General features: G+C 62.0%; 14 protein-coding genes. 6 read left to right on the forward strand and 8 right to left on the reverse strand.

Features of this window, described 5'->3' with window-relative positions; translation table 11 throughout:
* Window positions 1–24: 24 nt before the first annotated feature.
* The 8 genes from ACSEXS_RS02350 to ACSEXS_RS02385 form a co-directional block, all read right to left on the reverse strand.
* The gene (locus tag ACSEXS_RS02350; protein ID WP_438431578.1) at window positions 25–1,278 is read right to left on the reverse strand and encodes a hypothetical protein; all 1,254 of its coding nucleotides are present in this window, start codon (window positions 1,276–1,278) and stop codon (window positions 25–27) included.
* A complete protein-coding gene (locus tag ACSEXS_RS02355) occupies window positions 1,275–2,186 on the reverse strand; it encodes an ABC transporter ATP-binding protein (RefSeq protein WP_438431579.1) in 912 nt (303 codons plus the stop codon). Before ACSEXS_RS02355 ends, ACSEXS_RS02350 begins: the two co-directional genes overlap by 4 nt.
* Before the next feature lie 14 nt (window positions 2,187–2,200).
* On the reverse strand, window positions 2,201–3,004 hold the full coding sequence (locus ACSEXS_RS02360; protein WP_438431580.1) for a hypothetical protein: 804 nt from the start codon (window positions 3,002–3,004) through the stop codon (window positions 2,201–2,203).
* Complete coding sequence (locus ACSEXS_RS02365) at window positions 2,940–3,536, reverse strand: RNA polymerase sigma factor (RefSeq protein ID WP_438431581.1); 597 nt, start codon at window positions 3,534–3,536, stop codon at window positions 2,940–2,942. The genes ACSEXS_RS02360 and ACSEXS_RS02365 overlap by 65 nt, the downstream gene beginning before the upstream one ends.
* Window positions 3,537–3,710: 174 nt before the next feature.
* Window positions 3,711–3,902 carry a hypothetical protein gene (locus tag ACSEXS_RS02370; protein ID WP_438431582.1) on the reverse strand — a complete coding sequence of 64 codons (192 nt, stop codon included), beginning with the start codon at window positions 3,900–3,902 and terminating at the stop codon, window positions 3,711–3,713.
* Between the two features lie 55 nt (window positions 3,903–3,957).
* Window positions 3,958–5,163, reverse strand: coding sequence for a hypothetical protein (locus ACSEXS_RS02375; RefSeq protein ID WP_438431583.1), 1,206 nt, complete (start codon window positions 5,161–5,163; stop codon window positions 3,958–3,960).
* A gap of 1 nt (window position 5,164) precedes the next feature.
* Window positions 5,165–5,629, reverse strand: coding sequence for an RNA polymerase sigma factor (locus ACSEXS_RS02380; protein WP_438431584.1), 465 nt, complete (start codon window positions 5,627–5,629; stop codon window positions 5,165–5,167).
* A gap of 284 nt (window positions 5,630–5,913) precedes the next feature.
* Window positions 5,914–6,831, reverse strand: a complete 918-nt coding sequence (locus ACSEXS_RS02385; protein WP_438431585.1) for a serine hydrolase domain-containing protein — start codon at window positions 6,829–6,831, stop codon at window positions 5,914–5,916.
* A gap of 643 nt (window positions 6,832–7,474) precedes the next feature.
* Between ACSEXS_RS02385 and ACSEXS_RS02390 the strand changes: the two genes are divergently transcribed.
* The 6 genes from ACSEXS_RS02390 (at window position 7,475) to ACSEXS_RS02415 (ending at window position 17,922) form a co-directional block, all read left to right on the forward strand.
* Complete coding sequence (locus ACSEXS_RS02390; RefSeq protein ID WP_438431586.1) at window positions 7,475–8,428, forward strand: ABC transporter permease; 954 nt, start codon at window positions 7,475–7,477, stop codon at window positions 8,426–8,428.
* Between the two features lie 21 nt (window positions 8,429–8,449).
* Entirely contained in the window at window positions 8,450–9,349 is a 900-nt protein-coding gene (locus tag ACSEXS_RS02395; protein WP_438431587.1) for a carbohydrate ABC transporter permease, read from the forward strand.
* A gap of 69 nt (window positions 9,350–9,418) precedes the next feature.
* On the forward strand, window positions 9,419–11,014 hold the full coding sequence (locus ACSEXS_RS02400) for a type 2 periplasmic-binding domain-containing protein (RefSeq protein ID WP_438431588.1): 1,596 nt from the start codon (window positions 9,419–9,421) through the stop codon (window positions 11,012–11,014).
* A gap of 150 nt (window positions 11,015–11,164) precedes the next feature.
* Window positions 11,165–13,345, forward strand: coding sequence for a glycoside hydrolase family 3 N-terminal domain-containing protein (locus ACSEXS_RS02405; RefSeq protein ID WP_438431589.1), 2,181 nt, complete (start codon window positions 11,165–11,167; stop codon window positions 13,343–13,345).
* A 99-nt stretch (window positions 13,346–13,444) separates the two neighbouring features.
* Entirely contained in the window at window positions 13,445–16,897 is a 3,453-nt protein-coding gene (locus tag ACSEXS_RS02410; protein ID WP_438431590.1) for a GH36-type glycosyl hydrolase domain-containing protein, read from the forward strand.
* Window positions 16,898–16,959: 62 nt separating this feature from the next.
* Entirely contained in the window at window positions 16,960–17,922 is a 963-nt protein-coding gene (locus tag ACSEXS_RS02415) for a LacI family DNA-binding transcriptional regulator (RefSeq protein ID WP_438431591.1), read from the forward strand.
* The last annotated feature ends 55 nt before the right edge of the window (window positions 17,923–17,977 follow it).

Consider the following 17,977-nt stretch of genomic DNA (forward strand, 5'->3'; position numbering starts at 1 on the left):
GCCGGATGAAACGGCCTGACCGAGCTAGACGACCTGACGGCGGCGAAACGCCCGGTAAGCCAGCGGAAGCGTCACGCAGACGACCGCGAGCGAGGTGAACCCGAGCATGAGATGCTGGGGGACCACGCCCCAAGGCAGATGATAGAGCTCGTAGTGCGTGATCGACCCCAGGGCATTGGAATGGTTGCCGGGCAAGAGGGCGATCAGGTGGTTCACGAGCCGGCTGTCCTTGCTGTAGGGAATCAGCATCGAACCGAACAGTAGCACCGTGCTGCCGATGATGACCGGAAACGGCGAGCTCATCCGGGCCGACAAGAACAGCGTGACGCCCGCCATCATCAGGGTGAGCAGCCAGCCGATCAGCTCGAGACGGAGCCAGGCGCCCCAAGCGGTGAAGGCGAAGGGAGCGGTCAGATACCGAGTGCTCACGGCTTGCAAGGAGAGGTTTCCTCCCTCCGCTCCGTAGATCGCAAACGTCAGCAGCAGTTGGAGAAGGGCCGCGAGGAGGAACAAGCCGGTGGCGAGCAGCAGGCTGGCCCTCAGCTTCGCCCCGATCACGCGGCTGCGGCCGTACTTGGTCGACAGCAGGATCGCATCCGCCCCGCTCTGGTATTCGCCGGAGAAGACCGGGGCCACGCAGATGCTGATCAGGAACGCGGACAGGAGCAGCAGGGCTTCGGAGTTCTCCAGTAGATACTCCCAGCCTTTGCTGAAGCCCACTCGAAAGGGAACGCGAATCTCCGCGTTCTTTTTCTCATAATACGCCTTGTCCTTCTCCGAATAATTGCCGTAGGTGTAGTCCATGTTCAGGTAGGCGTGGATCTTTTGCATCCGCTTCTCATAAAAGGCGTAGGCTTCCTTCGGCTGTATTCCGTCCAGCACGAAGTAATCGTAATCGCCGCCCGAATACGCGACACGCATCAGGCCGAACACGGGATCGAAGGGCTGTATCCATTTTTGGTAGGCTTTATCGGTGAAGAAGGTGCCGTCGGCCGAATGGACGAGGTTGCGCTTGTCGGCTCGTACGGACTGATACCGCTCCAGCGCCGAGGCGATCGCGTCTGTCGTGAGCTCGCCCGACCAGGCGCGCGCATCCCGGCGGTCCAGCGCGATCGCAGCGAATCGTTTGACCTCCGTCCCGTTCTCGTCGGTCCGGCTCTCGAACAGCACCGGTACGAACGACACCAGCGTGATGATTACCATGAGCGCGGCCATGGCGGCCAGCGCCGTCTTGCGGCCGATGAGCTTGCGCAGCTCGAAGCGGGTGAGCGTGTTCATCGGGCGTTCGCCTCCTTCGGTTCCGGGCCGTCCTCGGCCTCCGCGGCCTCTTCCTGAAAATGATACAGATAGACATCCTCCAGCGTCGGAGCGACGGAAACGGCGTTGATCGCCGGGGAACCGCCCGCGATCAGGCGCAGCTCGATCCGGCCTTCGTCATGCCGGAACTGGCTGACGATGTGCCGCTCCGACAGCGCTCCCGCCTCGGCCGGATCGGCGGTGCAGCTCCAGACCGCGCCTTCCAGGCTGCGGGTTAGCTCATGGGCGGTGCCGGACATCAGGATGCGGCCTTTCTTCATCAGCAGAATGCAGTCGGCCACCGCTTCCACATCGGAGACGATGTGGGTGGACAGCAGCACGATCTTGTCTTTCGCCAGATCGGCGATCATGTTGCGGAACCGAACCCGCTCCTTGGGGTCGAGTCCGGCGGTCGGCTCGTCCAGCACGAGGAGATGCGGGTCGTTCAGCAGGGCCTGGGCGATGCCGAGCCGCTGCAGCATACCGCCGGAGAAGGTGCGAACCTTCTTGCGCGCGGCCTCGGCGAGGGCAACCTGCTCCAGCAGCGTGCGGCTTCTCCGCTTGGCGAAGGACGGCGGCAGGCCCTTAAGCGCGGCGACATAACGGAGAAACTCCTCCGCCGTAAAATCGGGGTAATAGCCGAAGCGCTGCGGCAGATAGCCGAGCTTGTTCCGGTAGGCCTCGCCGAGCTCGGCGATGGACCGGCCGTCCAGGCGGATCTGCCCGGCGGTCGGGTTCAAGATGCCGCAGACCATGCGCATGAGCGTGGTCTTGCCGGCGCCGTTGGCCCCGAGCAGGCCGTAGACGCCATGGGTCAAGCGGACGGTTACACCGTCTACGGCAGCCTGTCGGCCGAACCGCTTGGTGAGTTGATCGAGGGTGAGTTCCAAGTAGCTGTTCCCCTTTACAGGTTGATTTCTCTTGCACGGCAGGACCGCAAGAGCCGGTTGATCTGCCGGGCCAGCGCCGCGAGCGACAGGCCGAGGACGAGCAGCCAGACCGGAGCCGCGGCGGCTCCGTAGAACCGGGCCAGCAGATGGCCGGGCTCCGGGCTGGACACGGCGGCGGCGGCTTGAAACGCCGCGAAGCAGGCCAGGTACAGTTGGGCCGATAGGCCGCGGTCCAGGCTTCGCGAGCGGTTCTGCAGCCACAGCGCGCCGGACGAGGCGAGCGTGAAGGGAGTGAACAGGTAGAGCAGCATCCGGGCGAATTCCTGCCCCCCGGACGCGCTGAACAATCCGGCCAGGAGCGCGAGCCCGAAGGCGTCCACCGCCCCGAGCAGGCTGAAGCGGGCGAGCAGCAGGCGATCGAGCGAATAATACGTGCTCGCCTCCAGCTCCATCATCCCGCAGGCCGACGATTGAGCGAGCGTACGGAGCCCAGCCAGCACCAGGAGCGGCGCGGCGGCCGAGAGCAGCGCGATGAGCTGCAGCCGGTCGGACGCGATGGATTCCGGCAGCCGCTGCATCAGGGCTCCCGCGAATACCAGAATCAGGGCATGCAGCGCCCAGGTCCGCCTGCCGACAAACCGGAGCTGGGCGAGATAGAACTGCCGGAAGGTGGAGCGGGGCTGTCCGCCGCGCCGAAGCCGATCGGCGAGCAGCTCCTGTGAGCGGGAGAGGGTCTCGGCGATGCGCCCGGGATCAGCTCCGGGTACAGGATGAGGCTGAAGAATGCGTTCTAGGCGGTTCCGTTGCCGGTTTCTCATCGCGGGCCTCCTTGTCCAACTGTTTCTTCAATGCGGCAAGCCCGCGGCTTGTCCGGTATTGCACCGTATACACGCTGCTTCCCGTGACGGCGGCGATCTCGCGGAACTTGAGACCGCAGGCGAAGCGCAGGGCGAGCACCTCCTGCTGCTCCGGAGGCAGCAGGTGCAGGAGGCGGTTCATCTCCTCCGCGAGCTGCCTCTGTTCGGCCGTCTCTTCCGCGGAGGCGGCGATGCCCCAAGCGCTCTCCTCGATCGGCTCCGCCGACACGGGCGGCTTGTCCCGGAAATAGTCGCTGCACAGCCGGCGGGCGACGGTATAGAGGTAGGCGCGGCATTTGCCCGCATGCACGTAGGTGTCGATGGACCGGACGAACCGGTAAAAGGTTTCCTGCGTCAGGTCCTGCGACGCCTCGGCACAGCGGGTTTTCCAATAGCAATAGCGGCGAATCGGTTCGTAATGGCGCTCGATCAGGGGAGTGAGGTACTGGCGTTCTCCCTGTTGGATGCGTTCGAGCAGTTCGGCGTCGTCCACCGGCTCCCCTCCCTTCATGGGGTATAACCGGATTATGGCGGCTTTTGGGAGAGGAAAATGTGACAATCTGGCAAACTCGATAAAAGGGATGGCGGAGTGCTCCGCTGTTAACAAAAAAAAGCCGTTCCCGGCGGGGGGCGGCTTCTTTCGCTTCGTATGCGGTTTGGGTTGCGGCTAGAGAAACGAGCGGAGCTGCCGGCAGAGCCGGTTCAGCCCGGCGGCGAATCCGGCGCTTTCGCGGCGGGGAACGGCAGGCCGGGGGCTGGGTGCCGACTGTTTCAAGCCCTTGCGCAGCCGATGAACTTCGGCTTCCCGTTCAAGGTCCTGTCTTCGCTGGCGCGCCACTTCTTCGGAGAAAGGGATCATCGGGCCTCAAGCCTCCTTTTTAAGTAGAAAGGGATTCGGATTCGTCGCCGGCTCGTTACAGGGTCAGCACGCCGATGTTGTTCAGATACCCGTCGCCGGCCGAATCGCTGGGCACTTGAACATAGCCTTGCTGTGTTCGGATATAGGGCTGCAGCCAGCCCTTGAAGCGGGCGTTCGGAACCGTCACGCTGCCGAAGCTGTCGAGGCCGCTCACCTTCGCGGCCAGGGTCTCGGACTGGACGTCCTCGGCGAAGGTGAGGCTTCCTTCGACCACCACCTGTACGGGGGCGGGCAGGGCGTTCAGCTCCGCCTCGCTCAGGGTTTCCTGATCTTCGATATAGAGGTAGCTATGCGGGTAGGTCAGCACTTCGGCCTCAAGCGAAGGGCACAGCTCATAGACCAGGTCCTCCAGCTCCTCGGAGCAGACCACGTACGAGTTGGAATCGATCCGCTCGAAGGCGGCGGCGAGCGCTTCCCGGGTGACATCGGCGTCCAGCAGGATGGGGCTGCGGGTATAGACCTTCGCTTTGCGGAACCGGCGGAGCGAACGCTGGTTCAGCTTCAGCAGCCGGTCGAGCTGCTGGAAGCCGTCCGGGATGATCTCGACCCGGCAGCCGGCGAGCGAGTCGCTCTTCCGGTAGAAGAAGGCGGACTGCCCTTCCCGCAGCCGGGCGGTACCGGCTACGGTCAGCTCCTTCAGCATCCGGTCGGCCAGCGTTAAGTCCAAGTCCTCGGGCAAGATAAACGTTCCGGCGACGATCAAGGAAGTCGGTTCCTCCAGGCTGTTCAGATAGGCGTTGCTCAGGACAAAGGTGCCCGCCTCCGTACGCGGCGGCGCTCCGTCATAGAGCACGAGCTTGTTGGCCTCCACAACGGATTCGACGGCTCCGTGCAGGTGCTTCGGCACGTAGGCGATCCCGACCGTCTGAACGGCGAGCCGAGTGCGTTGCAGCTGCTCGGCCGTTACCGAGCGGTGAATCAGCACCGTGCCGGTAACAGCGTAGTGCGCCGGCTCCCCCGACGTTTCCAGCTGCTCCAGGAATTTCTCGGTAATCTCGAATTGCCCTGTAATCAGACGGTAGCCCTGGGGCAATTCGATGCTCTTACCCACGTTGCTGATGTTCATTCGGGCCAGCAGCTTCGTGCTCTCGGGGGTTGAAATCAGAAGTCCGACATTCGCAATGCTCTCGATATCGCTGATGCTCTCCTCTGTGGCATGCAGCAGATTCAGCACGCCGATGTTGCCGATTTTTCGTCCCATGTCAGTTCGCCTCCATGATTTTTCGCAATTGCCGGATCGCTTGCTGCAGCTTGTAGCGCACAGTGGCCGCCGGCAGGCCGAGCTGCGCGCCGATCTCCTGGCTGGACAAGTCCAGCCAATACCGCTTGAACACGATGTCGCTCAGCTCCCGGGGGAGCCGGGCAAGCAGGTCGGCGGTTTCCACCGGGTCCTGCACCGGAGCGATCAGGGGACCCTCGGGCTCCTGCTCCTCCCAGGCCGTCAGGCGGTGGTCCTTGCGGCGCTCGTCGATCAGGCGATTTTTCATCACCCGATAGAACCAGGCCTTCTGCTTATAATCGGGCCAGTCCGCCAGCTCGGGGAAGCCAAGCGCCTTGACCAGCGCTTCCTGCACCAGATCGTGGGCTTCCTGCTCATGCCGTGCCAGGCTCCGGGCGAACCGCCGCAGGTCGGCTTGCAGATGGGAGAACCAGGGATCGTTGGCCATGTGGGGCGTCGCTCCTTTCACCGGCGGAATGGCGTGTCGTCTAGATAACGTGCGGGGACGGCAAAGTGATGGACTGTTTCAAAAAAAATTTCTGCTCTTCTAATTCGTTCCCGAGAATTGGCGTTTCTCCTGCCGGGAGAGCCTATCGAATCCGCAAAAAAACGGCTGCGGGGCGCAGGCCGACCCGCCTCGTGGCGGGTTCGGTTCCCTGCGTCTCGCGGCTGCCTCGCCTCTCTTGGCAGGTTCGGTTCTGCGGCGGCGGCCGCCCGGTAGGGGAAGTACGATTATAGAACAGGCAGCAGCTCGTCCCAGACTGCATCCAGGATATCCTGCAACCGGTCCTCATCGCTCGCGATGGCCACGACGGCCTGGTGCTCGGGCAGCACGAGGCAGAACTGGCCGTGGGCGCCGTCGGCGCGGTAAGCTCCGTGACGGCACAGCCAGAATTGGCAGCCGTAGCCTACGCCCCAATCTCCTTCGCCGCCGTTGTCGATATGGCGGCGGCTGACGAAATCGATCCAATCGGCGGGGACGAGCTGTTCTCCGTTCCAGCGGCCCTTCTGCAAGAGCAGCTGCCCGAAGCGGGAGAGCTCCTCCGCCGAGAGGTATAGGCCGGTGCAGCCCAGCGTGATGCCTTGGGGAGACGCGTCCCAGCGGACGCTTTCGATGCCGAGCGGCTCGAACAGCCGGGGCGCGAGATAGTCGCGGACCGTCTCGCCGACCGCCGCCTGGAAGAGCGCGGAGATCATATAGGTGTCTCCGCTGCTGTACGTGAATTGCTCGCCGGGCCTTCGGTCGAGCGGCAGCGAGAGATAATGCTCCGCCCAATCCCGGCCGGCGGCGCTGAGCGCCTCCCGCTCGTCCTCCCAGAGCGGGGGATGGTCATGACCGCTCGCCATGCGGAGCAGGTCGTACAGACAGAGATCCCCCGGGAAATACGCAGCGCCGCCGCTGGGGCGCTTAGCCGTTTGCCGGGGAAAGTATTCCCTCAGCCGCGTGGCGAGCGTCAGCTTGGCATCGGCGATCGCCAGACCGACGGCAAGGCTGGTGAAGGACTTGCTGACGGAGTGCAGTAGCCGGCGTTCGTCGCGGGTTCGATCCCACTGGCCGAACGGCTCGCCTTCCTTGAGCACCCGGACGGAATGCACGTGGAGATTTTTGTCGGTGAACCGTTTCACAAGACCGGAAATCGGGTTATTCATGATGGAGCCCCCTTGAATGAGGAATTTTGTCAAAAAGTATGGAGCTGTCTTCTTGGTTTGGCTAACGGTTCCTTCATCATATCGGAAACGAATTTGGATGTAAATCGCCCGAAATCGCCGAAATTCGGCCGAATATCGGATAATCTGCGATGAACGAAAACCATGTCCTACCAGCCCAAAAACTTTGTTGCGAGGGGGAGTTGACAGAGAGCGGGAGGAGGTTTATCATAAAAATCGAAACGTTTCGAGGTAATCGCTTACAAACGTTAAAAACGGCAACATTTGCCTTAGTTAAGCGGTTACCAACAGATGAAACGATTCGATTTTTCTTTCATTGATAACTCCCATGCAAAGGGCAAGGCCGGGCGCAGCGGACAGACGCACCTTAGAAGCGTCACCCTTATCCCGGTTGATCGGATGGCGAAAGAGAGGGGCGGTTCATGGCTTATGAATTCGAAGGAACGGCGAGCTCCGTTCCGGGTATCTCCTGCGGCAACCGCATGGTTCCGGGAAAGCGGCGGGGTCCGGCAAGCCGGATGCCTGATCGAAACGGCATTCCCGGGAAAACTGATAGAACCGGGTTGATGCCGGTTCCTTGGATCTGTTCAGCAGCAACGCATTCCAATAAGCGAGGTGAAGCCCTTTGAAACCCGCAGTTGCCGGACCCGGCAAACCGGAAAGAACCTGGGTCAAACGCTTAGGCGCGGAAATCTGGAAGAACCGGATGGTGTACACGCTTCTGATCCCCGGCATCGTCTGGCTGTTCCTGTTCGCCTACATGCCGATGGGCGGCCTGTCCTTGGCGTTCAAGCATTATAACGCCAGGCTGGGGATCTGGAAGAGCCACTGGATCGGACTGGAGAATTTTCGGTACGTCTTCCGCGATCCCAACTTTACGGCAGCCGTTTGGCGCACGCTCTATATCAACATTATCAAGCTGGTGATCCAGTTCCCGTTTCCGATTCTCGTCGCTCTTCTGCTCAATGAGCTGAGAATGCGGCGGATGAGCAAGATTTTTCAGACAGTGCTAACCTTCCCGCAGTTCCTGTCCTGGATCATCGTCTCCGGGATCGTCATCAACGTGCTGTCGTATGACGGGCTCGTGAACAGCGCGCTGTCCCTGCTTGGTCTGCCGACGATCAACTTCCTCGGTTCGGCCAGCACGTTCGTCCCGATGCTGCTCCTGACGGATATCTGGAAATCGACCGGCTGGGGCGCGATCATCTACCTGGCCGCCATCTCGGGTATCGATCAGGACCAGTACGAATCCTCCCAGATCGACGGAGCGACGCGGATGCAGCAGATGTTCCGCATCACGCTGCCCAACATTCTGCCGACGATCGTCGTGATGTTCATCCTGAACGTAGGCGGGCTGATGTCCTCCGGCTTCGACCAAATCTTCAACCTGGCGAACGCCGCTACGAAGAATGTGTCCGAGGTGCTCGACGTTTACATCTACCGGATCACCTTCCAATCGTCCACGGACTTTTCGTTCTCCACCGCCGTCAGCTTGTTCCGTTCTTTGGTGAACATGGCACTACTGCTGCTCGCGGACCGGGGCGCCAAGCTCATGGGCGGAGACGGATTGTTCAAGTAAGACAGAGAGGAGAGGTACCCGATGAGCAAAACCCGCAAATCAACCCATCTCGGGATGGGCAAGATGACGCTGATGGACTATGTGATTTTCGTCATCATGCTGATCGCCGCGCTCTTGATCCTCATTCCTTTCTGGAATGTCATCATGATCTCCTTCGCTACCCAGAAGGAATACGCGGACAACCCGCTCTTAATGTTCCCGAAAAACCCGACGCTAACTTCCTATAAAGCCTTGTTCGCGGACGGCACGATTCTCACCGGTTACTGGAACACGATCAAGCTGCTGCTCGCCGGTCTGCCGCTCAGCTTGTTCCTGACCACGAGCATGGCATACGGCCTGAGCCGTCCCGCTTTTCCGGGCAAACGCATCATCTTCTTCCTGGTGCTGTTCACCATGATCTTCAACGGCGGGATCGTGCCGCTGTACCTGGTCATGAAGTCGCTGCACCTGACCGGCACGCTCTGGGCCGTCATCTTCTCCGGCAGCTTCAGCGCATTTAACATGATCCTGATGATGAACTACTTCTACAGCCTGCCGGAATCCTTGATGGAATCGGCCCGTCTCGACGGAGCCGGCGAATGGAGAATTCTGTTCCAGGTCGTGCTGCCGCTGGCCGCTCCGATTCTCGCGACCATCGCCCTGTTCTACGGGGTGGGCTTCTGGAACAGCTGGTACGACGCGATGATCTTCCTGCGCCGGGCCGATCAGCTTCCGTTGCAGAACGTGCTGCGGGCGATCATCGTCGAATCGACCACCAACGCCTCCAACGCGTCGTCCGTCGATCAGATCGGCAAGAATTCGTTCTCGATGGGCATGAAGATGGCCGCCGTCTTCGTGACAATGGTGCCGATCATGTGCTTCTTCCCGCTTCTGCAGAAGCATTTTGCCAAAGGGGTATTGACAGGGGCTATCAAGACCTGATCCATACATGCTTCACGCTTCAAGGTTCACGCATTAGGTTCAACCATTATGAATCATGGGGGAAAGAACATGAAGAGATCGTGGAAAACGGCTAAAACGGTGCTCGCCGTCGGCATGAGCGCGGCTCTGCTTCTCACGGCTTGCGGCAAAGGCGGCTCGTCGGCCGACGGCAACGCGAAGGACGAAAACGGCAACTACAAGGAACAGTTGACCATCTCCGCCGCCAACCTGATCAATCTCAAGGAAGGCCAATTGGACAACGAGTTCCACAAGTACTGGATGGATAAATTCAACATCAAATGGGATTACAGCTACATCGATTGGGATTCCTGGGCGGAAAAGCTTCGTCTGTGGATCAACTCCGGCGACCTTCCGGACGTGGCGGTTTGGAACTACGTCCACGGCGACGCGATGAACTATATCGACCAAGGCTTGCTGTACAAGTTCCCGGATGACTGGAAGACCCGCTGGCCGAACGTGGCCGCCGCTTACAAGCTCACCGGCCTCGGCGACAAGCTCGAAGAGCTGACCGGCGGCACCTATGTCCTGCCGCGCCCGGTTTACTACGAGAACAAGCCGGCGGACCCGCTGCTCAACCAGATCGGCGTCATCGCCATCCGCAAGGACTGGGCGGAGAAGGTCGGCTTCCAGCTGAAGGACGTCTACACCACGAGCGAAGTCAACGACTACGCACGTCTGATTAAAGAGAAGGACCCGGGCAAGGCGGGCAGCAAGCTGGTTCCGATCGCCTACAACTCGGGCGACGCCCTGACCAACTTTGTCATGGCAAACAGCGAGCACTCCCGCGTGGAATCGGCCTTCTATAAAGGCGAAGACGGCAAGTTCCACTGGGGACCGGCCGATCCCGAGACGCTGACGGGCCTCAAGGTCATGCAGCAGGCGTTCAAGGAAAAGCTGCTTGATCCGGAGTTCTACACCTGGAAGAGCAGCGAAGGCACCGACAAGTTCCGCGTAAACGGCGTTGCCGGCGTCATGAGCCTCGGCGGCCTGGCATCCTATCGCCAAGACCTCAATACCAACATGAAGAAGAACCTCGGCGTCGACAGCGACGCGCTCGTGCATACGGCGCTCGTAACGGGCGACGACGGCAAATACCGCAACCTGGAGCAGGCGAACTTCTGGTCCGCCCTCATCTTCAACCCGAAGATCAGCAAGGCCAAGTTCGAACGCATCATGGACCTGATTGACTACTCAGTCAGCAAGGAAGGCCAGCTCGTCCTGAACATGGGCTTCGAAGGCAAGGACTGGAAGTATGACGAGAACAAGCAGCTGGTCAGCACGCTGCCGGAAGGAAAGAGCCTGGAAGACAAGTACCCGAGCCGTTTCGAAGGCCTGTACCTCTTGGGCGACGACTTCAGCGTCATCAACCCGGCGATCAAGAAGGAATACCGCGACCGCGCCGTCGAGCTCTACAAGGAAAAAGCCAAGCTGAGCACCGAGGGCGGCAAGATGGCGACCTATGATTGGGACGTTCAGTTGTACGACTCCAAGGCCAAGAACCAGGCCGGCTTCGATTACGCCACCGAATACACCAACCTGATCCTCCAACCGGGCGATCTGGAAGCCAACTGGAAGAAGTGGGTGCAAAGCAAGATGTCGATCGTACAGCCGGTGCTGGACGAACTGAACAACCCGAAGAAATAACTACAGAGAAGCGGTGATCCGGCCGGAGGCGATACGCTCGCCTTCGTGCCGGAGTCGGAACCCGGCCTGCCCACGGATCGTCCGCACGCAGCCGGGTTCTTACCCTAGAACGCCGCAACAGGCTTAACGGATAGGTGGGATGGAACCCAAATGGACGAACAACGATTGCTGGCATTGGTAGACCGGATGACGCCGGAGGAGAAGATCGCTCAATTGCAGCAACTGATTGGAGCCTTCTATGAAGGATTCCACGACGTGGAGCTCCTTACGGGGCCGATGGAGGAACTGGGCATTTCCCAGGAGGTGGTTCGGGCGAGCGGTTCGGCCCTCAACCTCAGCGGGGCCGAGACCATCACCCGCGTTCAGCAGGCTTACCTGGAAAACAATCGCCTCGGCATTCCGCTCTTGTTCATGGCGGACGTGGTCCACGGCTTTAAAACGATATTTCCGATCCCGCTCGCAATGGGCTGCTCCTGGAACCTGGAGCTGGCCGAGGAGAGCGCTCGGGTGGCTGCCCGTGAATCCGCCGTGTCCGGCCTGCACGTGACCTTCGCGCCGATGGTCGATCTGGTGCGCGACCCCCGCTGGGGCCGGGTGATGGAATCGACCGGGGAAGACCCGTATCTGAACGCCTTGTTCGCGCGGGCGATGGTTCGCGGCTATCAAGGCTCCGATCTCAAGGGAGATACCGAGCGGCTGGCGGCCTGCGTCAAGCATTTCGCCGCCTACGGCGCTCCCGAAGGCGGACGGGAATACAACACCGTCGACATGTCCGAGCGCAACCTTCGCGAATACTACCTGCCCGCCTACCGTGCGGCGGTGGACGAAGGCGCCGCGCTGGTCATGGCTTCCTTCAATACGGTCGACGGCATTCCCGCGAGCGGCAACGAGAAGCTGATGCGCGGCTTGCTGCGCGGAGAATGGGGCTTCGACGGAGTCCTCATCTCCGATTGGGCCTCGGTCCGCGAGCTGGTAGCGCACGGCGCCGCCGAGGATGACCGCGAGGCGGCGCTCCGCGCCATCCGCGCCGGTCTCGACATTGAGATGATGACGCCCTGCTACGTGCATCATCTGCCGGAGCTGATCGAGCAGGGGGCCGTCGACCCCAAGTGGATCGACGAGGCCGTCCTGCGCATCCTGAAGCTCAAAGACAAGCTCGGTTTGTTCGAGAAGCCGCTGCGCGGGGCCGATCCGGCCCGGGAGAAAGAGCTGCTCCTGTCGCCGGAGCACCGCCGGGCGGCGTATGAGCTGGCCGTGGAATCCTGCGTCCTGCTGAAGAACGAGGGCGGCGTCCTGCCGCTCGCGCCGGAAGCGAAGGTCGCGCTCATCGGCCCTTACGCCGAGAGCGACGACATCCTCGGCTGGTGGTCCTGCAACGGCGAGCGCAAGGATGCGCAGCCGCTCGGCGCCGCGCTGGCCGAACGCCTCGGCGCAGGCCGCTTGACCGCCGTCCCCTGCGGGCTCGACCGCGTGACGGCGGCGGAGCTCGACGCGGCGCTGGCCGCTGCCCGGAGCGCCGATACGGTGGTGCTCGCGCTCGGCGAAGCGTCCGAGATGAGCGGCGAAGGCGCGGCGCGCACCGACATTCGCTTGCCCGCAGCGCAGCTTGAGCTGGTCCGGCGCGTGAAGGAGCTTGGCAAGCCAATGGCTGCCGTGCTGTTCAACGGCCGTCCGCTCGATCTATCCGGGCTCTACGAGGAGGCGGACGCGGTGCTGGAGGCTTGGTTCCCGGGAACCGAGGGCGGAGCGGCGGTGGCCGATCTGCTCGTCGGCCGCCGTAACCCCTCCGGCCGGCTGACCATGTCCTTCCCGCGTGCGGTCGGGCAGATTCCCGTGCATTACAACCAATTCTCCACCGGCCGGCCCTTTCAGCCGGGCCGGGAGGGCGATCGGTATGTCTCGAAGTACCTCGACTGCCCGAACGATCCGCTCCTGCCCTTCGGCTTCGGTCTCTCCTACACGGATTTCCGCTACGGGGAACCGGTGCTCGGCAGCGACCGGATCAGCCGGGACGAACCGCTTCGCGTGAGCGTCGAGGTCGCCAACACCGGCCGCCGCGCCGGCGTGGAGACCGTTCAGCTCTATATCCGCGATGTGGCCGGGGAAGTCGTCCGGCCTTTGCGCGAGCTGAAGGCGTATGTCCGGCTTGCGCTGGAGCCTGGAGAGACCGGCAAGGCGGAATTTCTGTTGACGGAAGAACAACTGCGCTATCATCATTCCGATCTGTCGTTTGCGAGCGATCCGGGAGCGTTCCGCCTCTATGTCGGCGGTAACAGCCGCGACACCCGGGAGGCGGCGTTCACTCTCGTCGGCCAGGCATCGGCGTTCTGAAACTTCATTCATAGAAGCAGCTCAAGCTGCCCATAAGCCCTCTCTTCCGCCACTCGCGCGGAAGAGAGCCGGCTTGCGGATAGGAGGCGGGACATACTCATGACCATCACAACCCCATCGAACAAAATTCGCATCCAAGCCGGGTCGCTGGCCTTTTCCTTCTGGAACAGCGGCGATCTGTTCCTCGCCGAGAGCGGGCGGACGATGCTCAACCAATTCATGGCAAGCCCGATCGACGGCTCGCTGAACAACCTGTATCTGCGCGTGCACGGCGGGGAAGGCATCGCGTATTACCCGCTCATCGGCATCCGCTCGAACAGCCGTTTTTCCTACGGCGCCGATTACGCCGTCTGGGAAGGGGAAGCGGCCGGCATCGGCTACCGCGTGCTGTTCGCCCCGACGGAGCAGGACGTCTGGTTCTGGGAGGTCACCGTCCAGGGAAGCGGCAAGCGCATCGACGTGGTCTACGGCCAGGATGTGGGCCTCGCCGACGGCGGCGCGGTTCGCAGCAATGAAGCCTACCTGTCGCAGTACATCGACCACACGGTATTCGAAGACGCGGACCAGGGCTTCGTGGTCTGCTCGCGCCAGAACCAGCCGCAGGGCGGAGCCTTTCCGTATCTGCAGCAGGGCTCGCTGACCCGCGCGGCCGGGTACTCCACCGACGGCTTCCAGTTCTTCGGCTTGTCCTACAAGGAAACCGACGTGCCGGAGAGCCTCCTGCACGAGAAGCTTGCAAACGAAATCTATCAATATGAATTTGCCTACACGGCCCTTCAATCGGAGATGGCCGAGCTCGACGGCAAAGCCCGGTTCGTCTTCTACGGACTCGTTCGTCCCGATCACCCCGAAGCGATCGCGGAGCTGGAATTCCGCGAACTGGTCGAAGAGGCTTACCGCAGCTTCCAGGCCCGGTTCGCCGACCTTCCCGTTCTCCTTGGCGCAGCTAAGCCCGCGCCGAAGGCGGCGATCCGCCCGGCCATCGGCAAGCCGGTGCGCACGCGGGACGTTACCGCCGAACAGCTGGGCGAGTGGTTCCCGGCCGAAGCGCGGCGCCAGGAGGAATACCTGGACGGCGAGCTGGCCGCCTTTTTCACCGACACCTACGAGCATGTCGTGCTAAAGCGCAAGGAGCTGGCGGTCGAACGTCCGCACGGGCACATCCTGATGAGCGGCGACAATCTCGAGCTGGGCGCTCCCGTGGTGACGACCACCTCGTACATGTACGGGGTGTTCAACTCGCAGCTCGTCACGGGCAACACCAACTTCAACAAGATGATCAGCGTGGCCCGCGGAGCGCTGAACCAGATCAAGACGTCGGGCCAGCGCATTTATATTGAACAAAATGGTGAATTTTCCCTACTGACGATGCCTTCTCTCTGGGAAATCGGTTTCAACTACGTCCGTTGGTACTATATAATGGAAGAAGACACGCTGGTGATCACCAATTACACGGCGGCGCATGAGCCTGAAGTCAGACTGCAGGTTCGCTCCCTCGGCGGAAAGGCCTACCGCTGTCTGGTAACTCATCAAGTGACCATGGACGTGAACGAATACGAATACCCGGTGCATCTGTCCCGGGAAGGCGACGAGTGGGTATTCCGCGCCGATTCGGCCTCGCTCAGCCGCACCCAGTACCCGGAGCTGTGCTACTCGCTGCGGGTGGACGGCGCCGAAGCCAGCGTCTCCGATGAACGGGAGCTGGCCGACGGCGTGGCGGCGGGCGACGCTTCGCTCGTCGTGCTGAAGCTGGACGCCGGTCCGGAGTGGACGCTGTCGATCCGCGGCATGCTGGACGGCTCCCGGAACCGGTCCGCCTCGGCCCCGGCGCGCGGCATGCAGGACGGCTCCCGGAACCGGTCCGCCTCGGCCCCGGCGCGCGGCATGCAGGACGAAATCGAAGACTATCGCGCGTTCCTTGGCGGCTTGATGAACGGCTTCCGGCTGTCGCAGGAATCCGTCGGAAGCGGTGGAGATGCGGCGGGAGCAGCCGATCCGCTGTTCAAGGTCAACGCCCTCGCCTGGTGGTACACGCATAACATGCTGGTGCATTATTCCGTACCGCACGGCCTGGAGCAGTTCGGCGGCGCGGCCTGGGGCACGCGGGACGTGTGCCAGGGGCCGGTCGAGTATTTCCTCGCCACCCAGAAGTACGCGCAGGTGCGCGACATTCTGAAGACCCTGTTCTCGCATCAATACGAGGACGACGGCAACTGGCCGCAGTGGTTCATGTTCGACCGCTACCATGCAATCCAGCAGACCGAGAGCCACGGCGACATCATCGTCTGGCCGCTCAAGGTGCTGGCCGACTATATCGCGGTCACCGGCGACCGGAGCATCCTGAACGAGCAGGTGCCGTATACGGTCAAGGAAGGCTTCGGGTTCAGCGAGAGCACTGCTACGATTCTGGAGCATGCCCGCAAGGAGCTCGGCTACATCCGCGAGCATTTCCTGCACGGCACGCACCTGTCCTCTTACGGCGACGGCGATTGGGACGATACCCTTCAGCCGGCGAACGCCCAATTGAAGCAGTACATGGTCAGCAGCTGGACCGTCGCGCTCACGTATCAAGCGGTGACGGAGCTGTCCCGGGTACTGGCCGATACCGAGGATGCCCTCTCGGCGGAGCTCGCCGCCATGGCGGAAGCGATCCGCGAGGATTACCGCCGCTACATGCTGGCGACGGGCGTCATTCCGGGCTTCCTGTACATGGAGGACCCGGAGCATGTGAAGCTGATGCTGCATCCGACCGACACGGAGACGGGCATTCAGTACCGGCTCCTGCCGATGACCCGCAGCATCATCGCCGAGCTGGTGGACGCCGAGCAGGCGGCCGTCAATTACCAACTCGTGCAGGAGAAATTCCGCTGCCCCGACGGCGTGCGGCTAATGAACCGTCCCGCACAGTATGCGGGCGGGGTGAGCACGCACTTCAAGCGCGCCGAGCAGGCCGCCAATTTCGGCCGCGAGGTGGGGCTGCAGTACGTACACGCGCACATCCGCTACGTCGAGGCCATGGCCAAGCTGGGGAACGCCGAGGATGTCTGGACGGGCCTCGCGGCGATCAATCCGGTCGGCATCCGCGATGTGGTGAAGAACGCCGAGCCGCGCCAGAGCAACGCCTACTTCAGCAGCTCGGACGGCAAATTCAACACACGCTACGAGGCGCAGGAGCGCTTCGACGAGCTGCGGACCGGCGGAGTGCCGGTCAAGGGCGGCTGGCGGATCTACTCCAGCGGCCCGGGAATCTACATGAACCAGTTGATCTCGGCCGCGCTCGGCATCCGTCAGCTGGAAGGCGACCTGGTCCTCGATCCGGTGCTTCCCTCCGAGCTCGCCGGGATGACCTTCCGTTACGCGTTTGCCGGCAAGGAAGCGGAATTCCGCTACGTCAGCCTCGGCGGTCCGGTGCGCAAGGTGGTCATCAACGGCAAGGAGGCCGAGGGCGTCCGGCTGGACAACCCTTATCGAACCGGGGGATTGCGCATTTCGCGCAACGTGTTCGAAGAGCTTGCGGGGCAAGGAAGAGCCGTCATCGAGCTGCACGCGTAAGCGTGCGGCCGGGGCGGCGGGCTTCCCTTTGCTTTAGCCCAGAATAGTAGGAGAGAAGTGCAGTGGTAAGTATAAAAGACATCGCCAAACAAGCGGGTGTCTCGATCTCGACGGTGTCCTATGCGCTCAACGGCAGCGACAAGGTGACGGACGAGACGAGCGCGCGTATTCTGCAGATCGCCAAGGAACTTAACTATGTGCCCAACGCGTCGGCGAGAAACCTGAAGAAGCGGGAGACGAAGATTCTCGGCGTATTTCTGACGGACTTCCGCGGCGATGTCTATGGCGATCTGTTGCACGGCATGAAAGAAATCAGCAATGCGCTCGGCTACGACCTCGTCGTATGCAGCGGCAAGCAGTCCCACAAAATGCTGCCGGAGCGGATGATCGACGGGGCCGTGGTGCTGGACCAAGCGTTCGAGAGCGAGGAGCTGCTGCAGTACGCCGACTTCGGTCACAAGATCGTGGTGCTCGACCGCGAGCTGGACCATCCCAACATCAATCAGGTGCTGCTCGACAACAAGGCGGGAGCGACGCTCGCGATCGATTACCTCCGCGATAAGGGCCATCGCAAGATCCACGTCGTCACCGGGCCGGAAGGCTCGTACGACTCGACCCAGCGCATGAAGGGCGTCCGCCTCACGGCGGAGCACGCCGGGGTAGAGATCATCGAGATTCCCGGCGACTTCCTGAAGAGCGGCGGCGTCCAGGCGGCGGAGCGGCTGATGCGGGAATACCGCGAGCCGGTGGCGGTCTTCTGCCTGAACGACGAAATGGCCATCGGCTTCTATAATCGGCTGAGCGACAGCCAGTTCCGCATCGGCGAGCATTTCCACCTGATCGGCTTCGATAACATCGAAGTCTCGGGGTACCTGCAGCCGCGGCTTGCGACCATCGAATACTCCAAGCGGAGATGGGGCGAGCTCGCCTCTCAGCAGCTCGTCAAGCTGATCACCGGCGAAGAGGTGGAGAACGAGCGGGTCTACGTCAAGCTGATCGAAGGCCATTCCGTAGGAAGGGCGTAGGTTGCGGGTATAGCGGTAAAAGCAGGGGGAGCGTTGGCACCTGCGAACAAAGTCG

Origin of the sequence: Gorillibacterium terrae (genome assembly GCF_051594785.1) — a bacterium.
Classification (GTDB): Bacteria; Bacillota; Bacilli; order Paenibacillales; family NBRC-103111; genus Gorillibacterium.